16 protein-coding genes are annotated in these 15,114 nt (G+C 56.5%); 9 read left to right on the top strand and 7 right to left on the bottom strand.

Annotation, left to right across the window (positions count from 1 at the left end):
* Window positions 1-49: 49 nt before the first annotated feature.
* Both ACN0XZ_RS01020 and ACN0XZ_RS01015 read right to left on the bottom strand, forming a co-directional pair.
* Window positions 50-1,015 carry a protein phosphatase CheZ gene (locus ACN0XZ_RS01020; RefSeq protein WP_417455843.1) on the bottom strand — a complete coding sequence of 322 codons (966 nt, stop codon included), beginning with the start codon at window positions 1,013-1,015 and terminating at the stop codon, window positions 50-52.
* Window positions 1,015-1,401, bottom strand: a complete 387-nt coding sequence (locus tag ACN0XZ_RS01015) for a response regulator (protein ID WP_417455842.1) — start codon at window positions 1,399-1,401, stop codon at window positions 1,015-1,017. The genes ACN0XZ_RS01020 and ACN0XZ_RS01015 overlap by 1 nt, the downstream gene beginning before the upstream one ends.
* A gap of 280 nt (window positions 1,402-1,681) precedes the next feature.
* Between ACN0XZ_RS01015 and ACN0XZ_RS01010 the strand changes: the two genes are divergently transcribed.
* From ACN0XZ_RS01010 to ACN0XZ_RS00980, 7 genes are all read left to right on the top strand, one after another.
* Window positions 1,682-2,110 (top strand): MaoC family dehydratase, encoded by a 429-nt coding sequence (locus ACN0XZ_RS01010; RefSeq protein WP_417455841.1) that lies wholly within the window; start codon window positions 1,682-1,684, stop codon window positions 2,108-2,110.
* A gap of 58 nt (window positions 2,111-2,168) precedes the next feature.
* Window positions 2,169-3,197, top strand: coding sequence for a bifunctional riboflavin kinase/FAD synthetase (locus ACN0XZ_RS01005; RefSeq protein WP_417455840.1), 1,029 nt, complete (start codon window positions 2,169-2,171; stop codon window positions 3,195-3,197).
* Window positions 3,198-3,297: 100 nt separating this feature from the next.
* A complete protein-coding gene (locus ACN0XZ_RS01000) occupies window positions 3,298-4,026 on the top strand; it encodes a TerC family protein (RefSeq protein WP_417455839.1) in 729 nt (242 codons plus the stop codon).
* A 101-nt stretch (window positions 4,027-4,127) separates the two neighbouring features.
* Window positions 4,128-4,664, top strand: coding sequence for a response regulator (locus tag ACN0XZ_RS00995; protein ID WP_417455838.1), 537 nt, complete (start codon window positions 4,128-4,130; stop codon window positions 4,662-4,664).
* Between the two features lie 267 nt (window positions 4,665-4,931).
* The gene (ileS, locus tag ACN0XZ_RS00990; protein ID WP_417455837.1) at window positions 4,932-7,781 is read left to right on the top strand and encodes an isoleucine--tRNA ligase; all 2,850 of its coding nucleotides are present in this window, start codon (window positions 4,932-4,934) and stop codon (window positions 7,779-7,781) included.
* Entirely contained in the window at window positions 7,781-8,317 is a 537-nt protein-coding gene (gene lspA / locus ACN0XZ_RS00985; protein ID WP_417455836.1) for a signal peptidase II, read from the top strand. The genes ileS and lspA overlap by 1 nt, the downstream gene beginning before the upstream one ends.
* Window positions 8,314-8,739: a DUF3035 domain-containing protein gene (locus tag ACN0XZ_RS00980; RefSeq protein WP_417455835.1), complete on the top strand. Its 426-nt coding sequence runs from the start codon at window positions 8,314-8,316 to the stop codon at window positions 8,737-8,739. Before lspA ends, ACN0XZ_RS00980 begins: the two co-directional genes overlap by 4 nt.
* Window positions 8,740-8,802: 63 nt before the next feature.
* On the opposite strand, the gene ACN0XZ_RS00975 is transcribed toward ACN0XZ_RS00980, so the two are convergent.
* The gene (locus ACN0XZ_RS00975) at window positions 8,803-9,813 is read right to left on the bottom strand and encodes a helix-turn-helix domain-containing protein (RefSeq protein ID WP_417455834.1); all 1,011 of its coding nucleotides are present in this window, start codon (window positions 9,811-9,813) and stop codon (window positions 8,803-8,805) included.
* A 136-nt stretch (window positions 9,814-9,949) separates the two neighbouring features.
* On the opposite strand from ACN0XZ_RS00975, the gene ACN0XZ_RS00970 reads away from it, so the two are divergent.
* On the top strand, window positions 9,950-11,119 hold the full coding sequence (locus tag ACN0XZ_RS00970) for a hypothetical protein (protein ID WP_417455833.1): 1,170 nt from the start codon (window positions 9,950-9,952) through the stop codon (window positions 11,117-11,119).
* A 19-nt stretch (window positions 11,120-11,138) separates the two neighbouring features.
* Here ACN0XZ_RS00970 and ACN0XZ_RS00965 read toward each other — a convergent pair whose 3' ends face one another.
* From ACN0XZ_RS00965 to ACN0XZ_RS00955, 3 genes are read right to left on the bottom strand one after another with little or no spacing between them, the layout of a single operon-like run.
* Window positions 11,139-11,672, bottom strand: coding sequence for an SRPBCC family protein (locus ACN0XZ_RS00965; RefSeq protein WP_417455832.1), 534 nt, complete (start codon window positions 11,670-11,672; stop codon window positions 11,139-11,141).
* Window positions 11,673-11,713: 41 nt separating this feature from the next.
* Window positions 11,714-12,145: an SRPBCC family protein gene (locus ACN0XZ_RS00960; protein WP_417455831.1), complete on the bottom strand. Its 432-nt coding sequence runs from the start codon at window positions 12,143-12,145 to the stop codon at window positions 11,714-11,716.
* Window positions 12,142-12,492, bottom strand: a complete 351-nt coding sequence (locus tag ACN0XZ_RS00955) for an ArsR/SmtB family transcription factor (protein ID WP_417455830.1) — start codon at window positions 12,490-12,492, stop codon at window positions 12,142-12,144. The genes ACN0XZ_RS00960 and ACN0XZ_RS00955 overlap by 4 nt, the downstream gene beginning before the upstream one ends.
* A gap of 121 nt (window positions 12,493-12,613) precedes the next feature.
* Between ACN0XZ_RS00955 and mutL the strand changes: the two genes are divergently transcribed.
* Window positions 12,614-14,509 (top strand): DNA mismatch repair endonuclease MutL, encoded by a 1,896-nt coding sequence (gene mutL, locus ACN0XZ_RS00950; RefSeq protein WP_417455829.1) that lies wholly within the window; start codon window positions 12,614-12,616, stop codon window positions 14,507-14,509.
* Here mutL and ACN0XZ_RS00945 read toward each other — a convergent pair.
* Window positions 14,506-15,033 (bottom strand): HPP family protein, encoded by a 528-nt coding sequence (locus ACN0XZ_RS00945; protein WP_417455828.1) that lies wholly within the window; start codon window positions 15,031-15,033, stop codon window positions 14,506-14,508. The genes mutL and ACN0XZ_RS00945 overlap by 4 nt on opposite strands.
* Between the last annotated feature and the right edge of the window lie 81 nt (window positions 15,034-15,114).

Raw genomic sequence — 15,114 nt, 5'->3', positions numbered from 1 at the left:
CGCGTGCCGGGGCTCGCGGGGTTTCGGAAATTCTTGAAAGCAGGGTTGCTTAGCCAAACAAGGCGTCGATATCGTCCTGGCTAACTTCTTCACCTGCGGGAAGGTCGACCTCTTCGTCTTTCTTCTCTTTTTTCGCGGGCTTTGCTTCTGCCTTTTTGGCCTCGGCTTTTTTCTCTTCCTCGGCTTTTTTGGCTTCAGCGGCTTTTTGGTCCGCTACCGGGTCGAAGTCTTCCTCAAACATGGCGTCCAGCTCTTTCGGGCTGACAGCTTTTGGGGCTTCGACTTTTGGCTCAGGCTTCGGTTCTGGCTTTGGTGCCGGTGCAGGCGCCGGTGCCGCCGCAGCCTGTGCGGGCGCTTCAGCCGCCGCGCCGCCCATCAGGGCGTCTACCTCAGACTGGTCAATGCCTTCACCGTCAAGCGCTGGGCCCGAGAGCAGCGCCTTGTCGCCGCTCGCGGCTTTTTCTTCTGTATGCTCAGCCTTCGCTTGCTCGATATCTTCTTCCGTGACCCCAAGGAGGTTACGAAGTTCAAGCACGCGCTTCTCGATGTGCGAGAGGGTTTCCACAACCTTCGAAATGCGCTGGCCGGTGATGTCCTGGAACGAACAAGCCTCAAAGATGCGCATCACCGCATCCTGGCTTTTGGCCACGTAATTGTCCGTGTCTGCGGGGTCGAGACCCATGATCTCTTCCGCCGCTTCCATGATGGTGTTGGTGGCTTCCTCGGTTTGCTGCACGATAGCATCAAGCTCAAGCCCCGCACGCGGGATGCGGGCGCTCTCAAGGTCACCCGGTTGCAGGGAAGCAATTTCCTTGCGGGCGTTCGAGATATAATCGCTCAGCGACCGGCATTCGCGGTAGATCGAGGTGTCGATGGATTTAAAGAAAACCGACATGGTGCCGATCAGCACTTCCGTCACCGATGCAACATCGGTGAGAGACAACTGCGCTGTATTTTGCTTCCGCAAACTGTCGACAAGCAGTTCAATCTGTTTGGGAAGCTTTTCGGAAGTCATTAGAATTCTCCGAGTACCGCCACCAGTTTTTGCTTCAGTGTCGCAGCGTTGAACGGCTTAACAATATAGTTGTTAACACCGGCTTTTTTCGCGGCAATCACGTTGTCGGTTTTGGATTCTGCGGTAACCATGATGAACGGCGTGCCCTTGAGCTGGTTGTCGGCGCGCACTTCTTTCAGAAGCTCGTAACCGGTCATCGGCTCCATGTTCCAGTCTGAGATGATCAGACCATATTGCTTGGCACGGGCCTTCTCAAGCGCCTGCGCGCCGTCGGTTGCTTCGTCAACATTATTGAAGCCAAGCTGTTTCAAAAGATTGCGGACAATCCGCAGCATCGTTTTGTAGTCGTCGACGATAAGGATCGGCATACCCAAATCAACGGCCATGATATTTCCTCAGTTTTATGATTTCGCACCTCCGGCGCCAAGCGACACCGTTTAATTCCCTTTTCGGGACACTAGCCCCGATGTAATGAAGAATTGGTTAACCCAAAGGTGACGACAATTCAAATACTTCCGATGCAAAGCCCCTCGTGTTAAGGAAGTTTTGCCCTCGCCCGGGCTCAACCTGAAGGCAGGTTGGAGGACAGGCAGGTCCATCTTTCTGTATAAGTTCCAATTTTCCAACAAGTTTTCGACATTATTGTCAAAAAAGGAGGTCAGCCCCATGGTCGCGCAGCATTTTTTTGAGGAAATTTCCATCGGCCAGCGTGAGTCGATCACGAAAAAAGTGACACCGGCGCTTGTTGAAGCCTTCGCAGATGTCTCCGGTGACAATAACCCGCTGCACCTTGATGAGGCTTACGCCAAAACAACCATGTTCGGGGAGCGTATCGCCCACGGCGCGCTGACAACGGCTTTTATCTCTGCTGTGCTGGGAACAAAGCTGCCGGGGCTGGGCACTGTGTTTGTGAGCCAAAGCACCAAATTTATCGGCCCGGTCAAGCTCGGCGATGAGGTGGAGGCTGTGGTTGAGGTGACGGATAAAATAGCGGAAAAAAATCGTGTTGTGTTTACCACTCATTGTCAGGTTGGGGATAAAAAGGTGGTTGTCGGGGAGGCAATCGTGTATGTCCCCAACCGTCCGCAGCCGTAAGCTAACGTCTGTTTTAAACCGATAAAAACACTGCCCGAGAAGGAATGCCCGAACGATCATGCGCCTCTATCGTCACATCAATGAAGTGAAGCCGAAAGAGCGTGGGTCTGTTGTGGCGCTCGGCAATTTTGATGGGTTTCACCGTGGCCATCAGGTTGTGATTGGCGAAGCAGGGCGGCAGGCGCGCGATATGGGGCTTAACCTCACCGTGGTGGTGACAGAACCGCACCCGGTGAGCTTTTTTGCCCCCAAGGCACCGCCGTTTCGTTTGACCCCGTTTCGGGAACGGTCCCAGCTTCTTGAGCAATTTGGCGTGGACCAGCTTCTGGTACTGCCGTTTGATAAAGACCTCGCGTCCATGTCGGCGCAGGATTTTGTGCTGGATATATTGGTGGGCGGGCTTGACGCCAAACATGTCTATGTGGGCTATGACTACCGCTTCGGCAAAGGCCGGGGTGGCGGCACGGACGTGCTGGCTTGGATGGGCGAAGAAGAGGGTTTTGGCCTCAGTGTCATTCGCCCCGTGACCGTCGGGCTTGAGGGGTACGCGGGTGAGGTATACAGCTCAACGCTCGTACGCCAAGCATTGCAAGCCGGCGAAGCCCGCAAGGCCGCAGCCCTTCTTGGGCACTGGTGGTCCATCAACGGGCGTGTGGTTGGCGGTGACAAACGCGGCCGCACCATTGGCTTCCCCACAGCCAACGTGCAACTGGGTGAAAGCCTGCAGCCCCGGCTGGGTGTTTATGCCGTGCGTGTGCACATTGAGGGAGATGACCGCGTGATTGGCGGCGTTGCCAACATTGGCAACCGCCCGACCTTTGACAAACGCGACGTGCTTCTGGAAGTGCATCTTTTTGACTTTGATGAAGATATCTATGAGCGGCACGTGCGTGTTGAGCTGGTTGCTTTCCTGCGGGCAGAGCAGAAGTTCGACGGTATTGATGCGCTCAAGGCCCAAATCGATACGGATAGCAAGGTTGCGCGCATTGTGCTGGCGGAACCTGAGAATGCACCCGACAGGCTAGGCTCCCCAACCCTTGAGCGGTATCTGAACCTGTTCCCCGAGCCGCACATCCGGGCGCGTTAGGAAGCGACCTTCCTGATAGCCGGGGGATAGACACCCCGCGAGAGGGGCGCTAAGCATGAGCGGCTATCTTTATTGAACCAGCGTGCCGTCGGGGACTGTTATGGAAATTCTGCTTGATTACCATCTGTGGGTCAGTTTTTTCACGCTCACTGCGCTTGAGATCATTCTCGGGATCGACAATGTGGTTTTCATCGCCCTTCTTGTTGGGCATCTGCCGGAGAAGGAGCGTGAGCGCGCGCGGCTGATTGGCCTTTCGCTCGCGCTTCTGATGCGCATCTTGCTGCTTCTTGGTGTTGCCTGGATTATCGGGCTCAAGGAACCGTGGATCACGCTTTTTGGCCATGCGTTCTCAGGCAAGGATATCCTGATGCTATTGGGTGGAGGTTTCCTTCTCTACAAGGGTACCAACAGCATCCATGACGAGGTAACCGGCGAGAAGCGCGAGCACTATGAGGCGGTGAGCGGCACCATGGTGGCTGTGATCGCACAGGTAGTGTTGATCGATATCGTCTTCTCGTTCGATTCCGTGATGACAGCCGTGGGCATGACGCAGGTTATCGGTGTGATTATCGCGGCGATGACTGTGGCGATGTTGGTGATGATGTTCTCGAGCGGGTTGATTGCATCGTTTATCGAACGTTTCCCGACGCTCAAGATTCTGGCGCTCAGTTTTATCATGCTGATTGGTGTTTTCCTGGTGGCGGAAGGTCTCGGGTTCCATGTACCCAAAGGCTATATCTATTTTGCCATGCTCTATTCCCTTGGGGTGGAAACGCTTAACCTGCTTAGGCGCAGGCGGCGGCAAAAAGGAATGCCTGACAACGGCTAAGATGGTTAACCATTCCTAAATTTCTGGCCTTTTGCCTTTATGGATTGTTAATATTCCCGCCGTATCGTTGATTTTGACGATATGGGAGGGACGAGGCGGCCATGGCTGGCGCTCAATATGACAAGCTGCATATTCTGCTAGCACTCAAGAACGAACAGGCTGCCGATAGCCTGAAGGACGTTTTGATGCGCCAACGGGTGGGCAGTATCATCGCCGTTCGTGATAACCGCGAAGCGGTGGAGCAGATGCAGGCGCGCGGCTTTAACCTCATCATTATCGGTGAAGATTTCCCAACCCTTGGTGGTGTGGACTTCTGTCGTTTCCTGCGCCTGACCAATACCCCCATGGCGGTGGCGCCGATCATTTTTGGCCTGCATGAGCCAGACCAGAAAAAAGTGCTTCAGGCGCGTGATGTGGGTGCCACCAAAATCGCTGTGATGCCTTTCTCTGGCGCGAGTTTGATGAAAGCAATTGATGCGGCTGTGGCTGACCCTCGCGCCATCGTGCAGTGCACGGCCTATAATGGGCCAGACAGGCGGGTGCGGCAGGCTCCCCTGCCGGGTGGGCGAGAGCGCAGGCATGCCGACCCCAAGCTCATCTCTGACGCGATACAGCGCAAGATACTCGACAGCCTGTAGGGTATAGTGCCCACAAGCCTCATTTTGCCTAAGGTTGCCCAGCCTTTCCGCTCGACACCCCGTTTGAACATTGTTAAAAGTGCCGCCATGCAAGACGTGCACACATATGGGCGGCACCCGTTCGCCATAAGCATTCGAATTACTGGCCCGGCGCTAGAGGCTTAGCGACCGGGGTTTTAAGTTTGTAAAGTATTTCCAGAATTCCAAAACATTTGTGCCGCCGATATTCCAGTTGTGAGCACCAGAAAAAGAGCGAGACACCAGACCATGTCTGCTGATGAAAGCACCAAGCGCGATTATCGCGATACTGTCTTTTTGCCAAAAACAGATTTCCCCATGCGCGCGGGCCTGCCGCAGCGCGAGCCAGAGTTTCTGGCCCGGTGGGAAAAAGATGACCTCTACGGCCAACTGCGCGCAGACAGCGCGGGCCGTGAAAAATTTGTGCTGCATGACGGCCCTCCCTACGCCAACGGCAACATCCACATCGGCCACGCCATGAACAAAACGCTCAAGGACGTGATCGTGAAGTCCCAGCAGATGCAAGGCAAGGATGCGCCTTATGTGCCGGGCTGGGACTGCCATGGCCTGCCGATCGAGTGGAAGATCGAAGAAAAATACCGCAAGAAAAAGAAAAACAAGGACGATGTGGACCCGGTTGAGTTCCGCAAGGAATGCCGCGCCTTCGCCGATGAATGGATCGACGTTCAGCGCCAGGAATTCAAGCGCCTTGGCATTTTTGGCGACTGGGCCAATCCGTACCTGACGATGGATTTTGCCGCAGAAGCCCAGATCGTTGAAGAGCTTCTCAAGTTCTCAACCTCTGGCGCGCTTTACCGTGGCTCCAAGCCCGTGATGTGGTCGCCGATTGAGAAAACCGCGCTCGCGGAAGCCGAGGTTGAATATCACGACCACACCAGCGTGCAGATCGATGTGGCTTTTCCGTTTGTGAAATGTCCGTGTGCGGAAGCCGAGGGCGCACGTGTGGTGATCTGGACCACCACACCGTGGACGATCCCCGCGAACCGCGCGGTATGTTATGGCCCTGATATCGACTATGTGGTGCTTGAGGTGACGGAAGTTGAGGAGGGCGGCTTGGCGGCGGTTGGCGCGAAGCTCCTGATCGCGGAGGCGCTGGTTGGTGAATTTGCCGCCCGCGCCAAAATCGAAAGCTTCAAGAAGGTTAGCACGTTCAAAGGTGCTGTGCTTGAGGGCGCTATGCTCGCGCACCCATGGCACGGCCATGCGGATGCTGAGGGCGGTTATGACTTTGACGTACCCATGCTGCCGGGTGACCATGTAACCACAGATGCGGGCACGGGTTTTGTGCATACGGCACCGGGCCATGGTGATGATGACTATCAGGTCGCGCACGTAAAATTTGGCATCGAGGTACCGTTCACGGTGGATGAGGCCGGGTGTTATTACCCGCACGTGCCGCTTGTGGCGGGCCAGCATGTCTATAAGGTAGCGGATCAGGTTTGTGAACTGCTCACAGGTGCAGGTGCGCTGATGAGCCAGGGCAAGCTCACCCACTCATACCCGCACAGCTGGCGCTCCAAAGCGCCGCTTATTTTCCGCAACACACCACAGTGGTTTATCTCCATGGAGAAAACCGGCTTGCGCGGCAAGGCTCTTGCGGGCATTGAGGCAACCAACTGGTTCCCGGCGGTCTCCAAAAACCGTATCCGGGCCATGGTTGCTGACCGGCCCGACTGGGTGATCTCGCGCCAGCGGGCCTGGGGTGTGCCAATCACCGTGTTTGTAAACAAAACAACCGGTGACGTGCTGCAGGACGAGGCGGTAAACGCCCGTATCGTAAGCGCGGTCAAGGAAGGCGGGGCGGATGCATGGGTTGCTATCCCGGCGCAGGACTTCCTTGGTGTTGACTATAAAGCCGACGACTATGAGCAGGTGTTCGATATTCTCGACGTGTGGTTCGATAGCGGCTGTACTCATGCCTTTGTTTGTGAAGCGCGGGATGACCTGCAGTCACCTGCTGACCTCTACCTTGAAGGGTCTGACCAGCACCGGGGCTGGTTCCAGTCTAGCTTGCTTGAGAGCTGTGGCACCCGTGGTGTTGCGCCATACAAGAATGTGCTAACCCACGGCTTCACCATGGATGGTGATGGCCGCAAGATGTCAAAGTCGCTCGGCAACACAGTCGCGCCGCAAAAAATCATCCAGCAGTATGGTGCCGATATTCTCCGCCTGTGGGTGGTGTCGGTCGACTATATGGAAGATGTGCGGATCGGTGACCAGATCATTCAGGGTCAGGTTGATGCTTACCGGAAAATCCGCAACACCATGCGGTACCTTCTCGGGAATCTCTCAGGCTTCACGGAAGAAGAGCGTCTGCCAGCGGCAGAAATGCCGGAGCTGGAGCGTTTCATCCTGCACCGCCTGTCTGAGCTGGATGCCCTGATCCGTGACCGGGCCGCGAATTTCGATTTCAACCCGATCTTCCAGGCGCTTTATCAGTTCTGTATCGTTGAGCTGTCGGCTTTCTATTTCGATATCCGGAAAGACAGCCTCTATTGTGACGACGAAGCCAGCAACCGCCGCCGCGCGGTGCGCACGGTGCTTGATGAGGTGTTTAACCGCCTGACCACATGGTTCGCGCCTATCCTCGCGTTCACGGCAGAGGAAGTATGGCGTTCACGCTTTGGCGATGACGCACCAAGCGTGCACCGGCAGTTGTGGCCCGACACATCGGCCGATTGGCGCAACGATGAACTGGCCGAAAAATGGACAAAAATCCGTCGTCTGCGCCGTGTGGTCACCGGTGCGCTCGAGCTTGATCGCCGCGAAAAGCGTATCGGCTCAAGCCTGCAGGCCGATGTCACAATCTATGTGGCGGACTATGCCTATGTTGAGGCTATGGCAGGGCTTGATATCGCTGAGCTGATGATCACCTCAAGCGCGCGGCTTCTTGAAGCTGAGGCGCCGGAAGGTGCTTTCACGCTTGATGACGTGAAAGGCATTTCGGTTGTGAGTGCAGCGGCAAGCGGCGACAAATGTGAACGCTGCTGGGTTGTCTCAGAGGAAGTGACAGCGCACGGTGAGCTTTGCAACAGGTGTTCAGACACTGTGGGCAAGATCGACGAGGCAGCCGCCTGATGGCGCAGGGGCCTCTCTTCCGCAATGGGCTTATGCTGTCCGCCATCATTCTGGTGGCGGACCAGCTCAGCAAATGGTGGATACTTGAAGGCCTTAAGCTGCCCGAGAAAGGCAGCGTGCCGCTTTTGCCGTTCCTCAGTTTCTCCATGGTGTGGAACAAGGGCATCTCCATGGGCATACCGCTTGGCGAATCGCTCGGCAAATGGGGCATTATTGTCCTTACTGCGGCGATCAGCCTTTGGCTGGTGAAATGGCTCTGGAACTCCGTGCGGCGCGTTGAGGCGTTATCGCTTTCGCTCATCCTTGGCGGTGCGATCGGGAACCTTATCGACCGCTTTATCCATGGCGCTGTGGTAGACTTTGTGCACCTTCACGCCATGGACTATAATTTTTATGTTTTTAATGTCGCTGACAGTGCTATCACGGTTGGTGTGGCCATCTTGATCATTGATGGCTTGCGGGGGGAGGGCAAAAGCCCTAAAAATGCCCAAAAGGTCGCGGAAAGTTCGCGCGACCCTGAAGGAGAGAGTTCATGAACGTCAAGCCTATCGCGCTTGTTCTTATTGCGGGCCTGTCGCTCGCCGCGTGCGGATCGAAGAAAAACAGCCCTAACGAATTTGATGTCGTTAGCCGTGCGCCGCTTGTGGTGCCGCCTGAGGCAGACCTGTCGCCGCCACGGCCGGGTGAGCCAAATGCGCAAGAGATTGACCCGGGCCGTCAGGCTTATGAAGCCCTGTTTCCGGGTAAGGAACTGAAGCGCCCTGCGCCAAAAAGCAAAGGCGAGAGCGAGCTTCTCTCACGCCTTGGCCGGTCTGACCCGGATGTGCGCTCCAACGTTGGCCAGAAAGATCTGGACGTTGTGAAAAAGGCGCTTTTGATGGCCGACCTTCTGGACGCTGGTGAGCGCCAGTACCGCACCGATAATATCTCTATCGAGCGGGTCTCTTCCGGCAGCTAAGCTGCGCCGCAGACAATAAACAGATATTAAAATAGGCCGTGGGCAGGAATGTCGCGGCCTTTTTTATGACTGGCTCCCAGCTTTCCGGTATGCCGTGGGGGTAAGTCCGGTTTCTATTTTGAAGGCCGTATTGAACACGGATTTGGTGGCGAAACCAGCCCGATGGGCAATTTCAAGAACGCTGGTTCTGGGTTCTGACATGAGCAAGTTGCACGCATAGGCAATGCGGAACCGGCGCACCTCCGCTTTAAAGCTGTTGCCGGAAGACCGGTTGATTGCTTCAGAAAGCTCCCTGGGCAGAACAGACAATGCTTCTGCGGTTTCCGGTATCTTGAGCGTTTCCTGAAGAAACAGCTGTTCTTTTTCCATCAGGTTGGTGAAGCGGGCATAAACGTCCTGGTCGTCCTCTGTGGCGGCTCGTCTTTCGCTCTTTGGTTTCCGGCCGAGGTAGATCTCAGGCTTCACCATGGCCCACCACAGAAGGGTCAGGACGGCAATGCTGATACCGATAGACTTGAGGACGAACAGCCATAGTGGGGTGTACCAGTCGCCATTCAGGAGGAAAATGCCGAAAGCTGATAGCTTTAGCACGGACAAGGCGGCTGTTGCGGCTGCAAGCAGACTTACCCACAGCGCCCACGTGGGTTTGGGCCGGGACCTGAGGTGGGGCCAGATGATGATGCCGGCGGCCACAGCATACAAAAGGCGCAATGCGGACAAGGCCGCGAATGACAGGCTGATATCGGCTGGAGGCATAACACCCGCGAACAGCAGCAGGAGCGCGGGCCCCAGTAAGTGAGGCCAGCCGGGCAGGCCCTTGGTGTTGTGGGCTTTTGTTTTCGCAAGCCACCAGATTGCGGGCCCCTCCATGGCACCGAACAGAAGTGTCGCATAGTCTGTCAGTGGTGTAGGGTTATTGTAGGCCCAGGCAAAGGCAGCATAGTTGGCTGCATAGACCGCAAATACCAGTTGGATAGTAGCGCCAGCCTGCCCACGCCGGGCATAGGCAAACAATAGTATGGCAGATACCGCGATCAACAGGGCCAGTGCCGGTGGTAATAGTCCTATGGTCACAATTGCTTCCTGCCAAAAAAACGGTCTGTTTCGCGTTTCGCGTCGAATTCAAGACAAAGGAGCGCCTTCTTCTCCTCAACCGGGCGGTTCTAGCACACGGATGATCCGCCCTCAAATATGCTGATCGGAGGATAGGATGAAGGTAGGTGTATTGTCGTTTTTGCTGATGTTTGTGGGCTTGCCTGCATATGCGCACGAGCATGCGCAAGGTGAGGTGCGGTACTTCGCGGGTATGGCGGGGGTGATTACACCGATGATGGAGTATATCCCGAAAGGTGAAATTGACGCCGAAAAGGCGACCATTATTGACCATTACCGCGTTGTCTATGATGCCGATAAACGCCTGAAGAGCATAAAATATTTCTCTCGGGGTAAGCCGTCAAACGAGGCGTATTTTCAAACGCATGAGGTGCGCTACAGCTACCCGAACAGCCAGCGCATTCGCGAATATTTTGGCGCTGATGGTGCGGCAATGGCCATGTGGCGGCACTACTATGGGTCGGCGAATATTCAGAAGGAAATTTATACCCGTGACGGCGACATCGTTACGCTACATATGTTCGGGCTTGAGGATGAGCGGGTCACCGCAGGTACCGGTAGCCATGAGTACCGGGCCGACTATAGCGATACACGGGGTTTTATCCAGACACAGTTCAAAGAGGACGGAACCCCCAATGTGATTTTCGACTATCTGCCTTTCGAGACCTCTGTGATTACCCGCAACGAATTTGGATATCTTTACCAGATACTCCAGATTGACCCGGAAAGCGGCGCGGTTATCGATCATGATGAGGCGGGTTTCGCAGAGATGCGTTTGATGTTTGATGAGTATGGCAGTGAAAATGGCTGGGAGTTCCGGAACGCAAAAGGCCAGCTCGCCAACCGTGCGGTCACAGCGGTTGACCCAGGATACGCGCGTTGGCTTTATGAATTTGAGTGGGAGGACCGGAGCCTTGGGCGGTTTCGGGTAATGAACGAATATTATCAAACAGCTGATGGAAGCTCGTTTTGTTCAAATGATGTCGTTTGCCTGAGGCGAATGAAGTTCGATGCGCATCGCAATGTGATTTCGAGCGAAACATTCGGCGCTGACGGCGGGCTAGTTGCTGACCCAGGTGCAGGTTACGCAAAAGTTGAGCTGGATTATGACGCGCAGGGCCGACGCACCGAGGCCCGCTACATGGGGGCGGACGGTGCATTGCGCACGACAGGCGTGGCGGTTCGGCGCACGTATTATGATGCGGCCGGGGCCGCGATCACCGAAGAGTTTGACCACGCGGGCGACCTGATCCCGGCCGCTGAATAGGCACCGATAGAGAAGCGCCTTAAGGCAGGCGCTTCTCGTACTCGTCTTCAAGCGGCATATAGGTGGCCCAGAAGGGTGGCGGTGATTTGCCTTCCAGCACATGGATCATGATACCGATGTGTGCATGCCAGCCGCCGGAAACACCAACCATGGTTTGGCGGTCAGGCAGTTTGCGGTGAGTAACGATGAGGCGGGTCTGGTCGCCTGCGGCTTCAAGCTCGAAGGTCACCTCCGAGTCCGGCGCTTCTCCCTCTGCCCAGCTGTAGGCAAGCAACCGTGGTGGATCAATCGCGGTGATATGGCCAAGCATTCTGCTCTCACCGCAATATTTCTCGTATTTTTCCGGCACTGTTTCAGAGGTGGGCGAGAGGGTGGCATGATCAAAGATATGTTCCACTTCCCCGCCAACGCGCAGGTCCATCTTGCCGCGCGCGAGCCAGGTGCCGCGCTTGTCGCTCTCGGTCAGGAACGCCCACACCCGCTCCATGGGCGCGGGTAACAGCCGCTCAAGTTTTACCTCGCCGGGGCCAATATAGCGTGCAAAATCATCCATTATAATCTCCTCTGGTGTCGTGATCCGGGCGTGTCGCGCCGCTACAAAAGTGCGGCCAACCGGTGCAGCATCTTGCTCCAGCCCTCTTGTGTGCGGTCAGTATATTCAGCGTATTCCGCTGCCATGGTGTGCGTCAGCTTCAGGGTGCATCCTTCATCTGTCGGGCATATCTCTACCGTGACGATATCGGGTTTTGGATCAAAGGCGGGCAGGCAGAAGCTGAACACAAGGCGCGTTGGGCGTGTGATCTCCAGATATTCCCCCACATGCTCAACTTCCTCTCCGTCCCGCTGGTCGGTGAAGCGAAAGCCGCCACCCACGCGGGGGTCCAGTTCAGCGACAACCATGTCACCACCGTCTGTCGCGAAAAACCATTTCCGGGCCAGCTTGATATCCAGCCAGGCGTCGAACACTCGTTCAGCCGGTAGTTTGAAGGCGTGGGTAACTGTTACCGCCAGTGTTTTTTGTGTCATTGGCTACCTTCCTTGCTTTCAACATCTGCCATAAGCGCTTCTTCCAGTGCATCCAGCCGACCGGTCCAAAACCGGGTGTAATAGTCCATCCAGGCATGGGCCTCTGCCATAGCCTTGGCATTCAGGTGGCACGTATGCGTTCGGCCTTTCACCTCCCGCCGCACAAGGCCCGCGACCTCAAGCTTCTTGATGTGCTTAGACGCGGCGGCAAGCGACATGGCATAGGGTTGAGCAAGTTCACTCACGGTTTTTTCGCCGAGTGAAAGGTTCGCCAGCATGCCGCGGCGCGTGGGGTCCGCGAGCGCTGAAAAGGTGGCGTCGAGCCGATCTGATATATATTTAACCATGTGGTTTAATATACAGAGGGAACTTCAATAGTCAACCATTTGGTTAAATAAAAATGAGAAACTTCTCACTGGATGTTGCACGGCCTTTCTCGCGTGTAAAAAGCCTGCTAGGTTCGCGCCTATGACAAGCCAAAATAGACACGACCTACCGACCACTGCGGGCATCATTCGCCTGTTATCTGAGCGTACCATCAACCGCATCGCCGCAGGCGAGGTGGTGGAACGCCCGGCGAGCGCTGTGAAAGAGATTGTTGAAAACTCCGTTGATGCGGGCGCTACCCGCATTGACGTGGTGATGCGGGATGGTGGTCGTGCGCTTATTCAGGTGACCGATGACGGGCGCGGTATGGACGCGGATGAAATCTCACTCGCCGTTGAGCGGCACGCGACCTCGAAGCTCACCGATGAAGACCTGGTGAACATAGCGTCGCTTGGCTTTCGGGGGGAAGCCTTGGCATCTATTGGGGCGGTCGCACGGCTGAGCGTTACCTCGCGCCCGCGCGGGTCTGATGATGCCTGGGCTGTGCGTGTTGAAGGCGGCAAAAAATCAACGGTGGAGCCAGCCGCATTTGGCGAAGGCACCCGTGTTGAGGTGCGAGACCTGTTTTACACCACGCCGGCGCGGCTGAAGTTCATGAAAACAGCGCGCACGGAATATGGCCAGGCGGCGGACGTGATGAAACGCCTTGCTATGGCGCATCCGGATATTGCCTTCACCCTATCTGACGGCGACCGCACCACCTTCCGGGCGCCATCGGTGGCGAGCCTCACGGGGGACGCACGGCTTGAGCGACTGGGCGCCATATTGGGGCGTGAGTTCCGCGAAAACGCGATTGAGATAGATGCGGAGCGCGAGGGCTTAAATCTTACCGGCTTTGCCGGGCTGCCCACTTATTCACGCGGCAATGCCATGCAGCAGTTCCTGTTTGTGAACGGCAGACCGGTGAAGGACAAGCTTCTCACCGGAGCCGTGCGCGGTGCGTATCAGGATTATCTCGCACGAGACAGGCACCCTGTGCTGGCGCTTTTCCTTGATGTGCCGCCGGAGTTTGTGGATGTGAACGTACACCCCGCCAAGGCTGAGGTGCGCTTCAAGGATGCAGGCCTTGTGCGCGGGCTTATCGTTTCCGCGCTCAGGCACGGGCTTGGCATGGCCGGGCACAGGGCGTCCACCACAGTGGCTAGCGCTGCCCTTGGTGCCGCGCGGCCTGAAGGTAGTGCGAGCCTGCCGTGGGGGCGCCAGCATGAGCGGCCCAGCCTGCCAGCGGGTTTCGCAGATGTGGTGCGGGATATGTATGCCCCCCATGAAGGAAGCGGCCTCCGGGTGCAGGAAGATGCGCAAATGGCGTTTGAACGCCGGGGCGATATGGCCATGCCTTCCGCTCGCGCGCCTGAAGCACCGCTTGCCTCAATGCCGCAGCAGCCCGCACCCAGCGAATATCCGCTGGGTACCGCGCGGGGCCAAGTGCATGCCACCTATATCGTGAGCCAGACAGCAGACGGTATCGTGATCGTGGACCAGCATGCGGCGCATGAGCGGCTGGTGTATGAACGCATGAAAAAACAGATCGCTGCCACCGGTGTGGCGCGGCAAAGCCTGTTGTTGCCTGAGGTGGTGGAGCTGGAGGAAGGCCCGGCTGAGCGCCTGATCGCCCGGGCGGAAGAACTGGCTGGCCTTGGCCTTATCATTGAGCCTTTTGGTGAGGGGGCGGTGATGGTGCGTGAAGTACCCGCCATGCTGGGCAAGATGGATGTGCATGGCCTTGTGCGTGACCTCGCGGACGAGCTGACCGAGCTTGATGAGGCCCTAAGCCTCAAGGAACGGCTTGAGGAAGTGTGCGGCACCATGGCATGCCACGGCAGCGTGCGGGCAGGCAGGCGCCTGACGGTTGATGAGATGAATGCCCTCCTGCGGGAGATGGAAGCCACGCCGCATTCCGGCCAGTGCAACCACGGTCGCCCAACCTATGTGGAGCTCAAGCTCTCTGACATTGAGAAACTGTTCGGCCGGCGCTAGGCCGCATCTTCCTGTGGCGCTGGGGCGGTGACGGGCTCAATGGGGTGCAGCGGATAGATAACGCCGGTTGAGCGGTGCACCGCTTTGGCGACAGCCACCAGAATAAGGCTTCCGAGCAGTACCGGCGTGAACAGAAAGTCGATCCCCGGCGCGGCCAGCATGATCACAATCGGGTCTGCGCCAGCGGGCGGGTGCGTGATGCGCAGCACGCCCATAACCGTGATCGTCAGGCCAACGCCAATGGCCAGTGCCCACCATGTGGGCGGCAGGAATGAGGCGAGGACAAGCGAAATAATTGTCGCGACCACATGCCCGCCGATCACATTGATCGGCTGCGACAGGGGGCTCGAGGGCACAGAAAACAGCAAAACACAGGTGGCACCAAAAGGCGCCATCAGAAGCGGCGTGTCGCTAAGCACAGACAGGCCGCCAACGGCCATCAGCGCAAGCAAGCTGCCGATACCTGATAGAAGAGCGTCACGTTTCCGGACGCGAGGCTGATGTCTTGCAATATATTTTTTCATATATCCTCAATGAATATGACTGATACGAAATATCAGATCGGATATATGTCAGCAAATTAGATGATTTTTCCAATCAAGTAA

Source organism: Kordiimonas sp. (assembly GCF_048264555.1).
GTDB lineage: Bacteria > Pseudomonadota > Alphaproteobacteria > Sphingomonadales > Kordiimonadaceae > Kordiimonas.
The sequence above is the reverse complement of the archived record's forward strand: the minus strand, read 5'-3'. Positions and strand labels throughout refer to the sequence as shown.

Coding starts and splice junctions, on each gene's coding strand:
- ACN0XZ_RS01020 (WP_417455843.1), bottom strand. CDS start 1,015: ATGACTTCCGAAAAGCTTCCCAAACAGATTGAACTGCTTGTCGACAGT.
- lspA (WP_417455836.1), top strand. CDS start 7,781: ATGGCGCAGGGGCCTCTCTTCCGCAATGGGCTTATGCTGTCCGCCATC.
- ACN0XZ_RS01005 (WP_417455840.1), top strand. CDS start 2,169: ATGCGCCTCTATCGTCACATCAATGAAGTGAAGCCGAAAGAGCGTGGG.
- ileS (WP_417455837.1), top strand. CDS start 4,932: ATGTCTGCTGATGAAAGCACCAAGCGCGATTATCGCGATACTGTCTTT.
- ACN0XZ_RS00995 (WP_417455838.1), top strand. CDS start 4,128: ATGGCTGGCGCTCAATATGACAAGCTGCATATTCTGCTAGCACTCAAG.
- ACN0XZ_RS00945 (WP_417455828.1), bottom strand. CDS start 15,033: ATGAAAAAATATATTGCAAGACATCAGCCTCGCGTCCGGAAACGTGAC.
- ACN0XZ_RS00960 (WP_417455831.1), bottom strand. CDS start 12,145: ATGACACAAAAAACACTGGCGGTAACAGTTACCCACGCCTTCAAACTA.
- ACN0XZ_RS00980 (WP_417455835.1), top strand. CDS start 8,314: ATGAACGTCAAGCCTATCGCGCTTGTTCTTATTGCGGGCCTGTCGCTC.
- ACN0XZ_RS00965 (WP_417455832.1), bottom strand. CDS start 11,672: ATGGATGATTTTGCACGCTATATTGGCCCCGGCGAGGTAAAACTTGAG.
- ACN0XZ_RS01000 (WP_417455839.1), top strand. CDS start 3,298: ATGGAAATTCTGCTTGATTACCATCTGTGGGTCAGTTTTTTCACGCTC.
- ACN0XZ_RS00970 (WP_417455833.1), top strand. CDS start 9,950: ATGAAGGTAGGTGTATTGTCGTTTTTGCTGATGTTTGTGGGCTTGCCT.
- ACN0XZ_RS00955 (WP_417455830.1), bottom strand. CDS start 12,492: ATGGTTAAATATATATCAGATCGGCTCGACGCCACCTTTTCAGCGCTC.
- ACN0XZ_RS01015 (WP_417455842.1), bottom strand. CDS start 1,401: ATGGCCGTTGATTTGGGTATGCCGATCCTTATCGTCGACGACTACAAA.
- mutL (WP_417455829.1), top strand. CDS start 12,614: ATGACAAGCCAAAATAGACACGACCTACCGACCACTGCGGGCATCATT.
- ACN0XZ_RS01010 (WP_417455841.1), top strand. CDS start 1,682: ATGGTCGCGCAGCATTTTTTTGAGGAAATTTCCATCGGCCAGCGTGAG.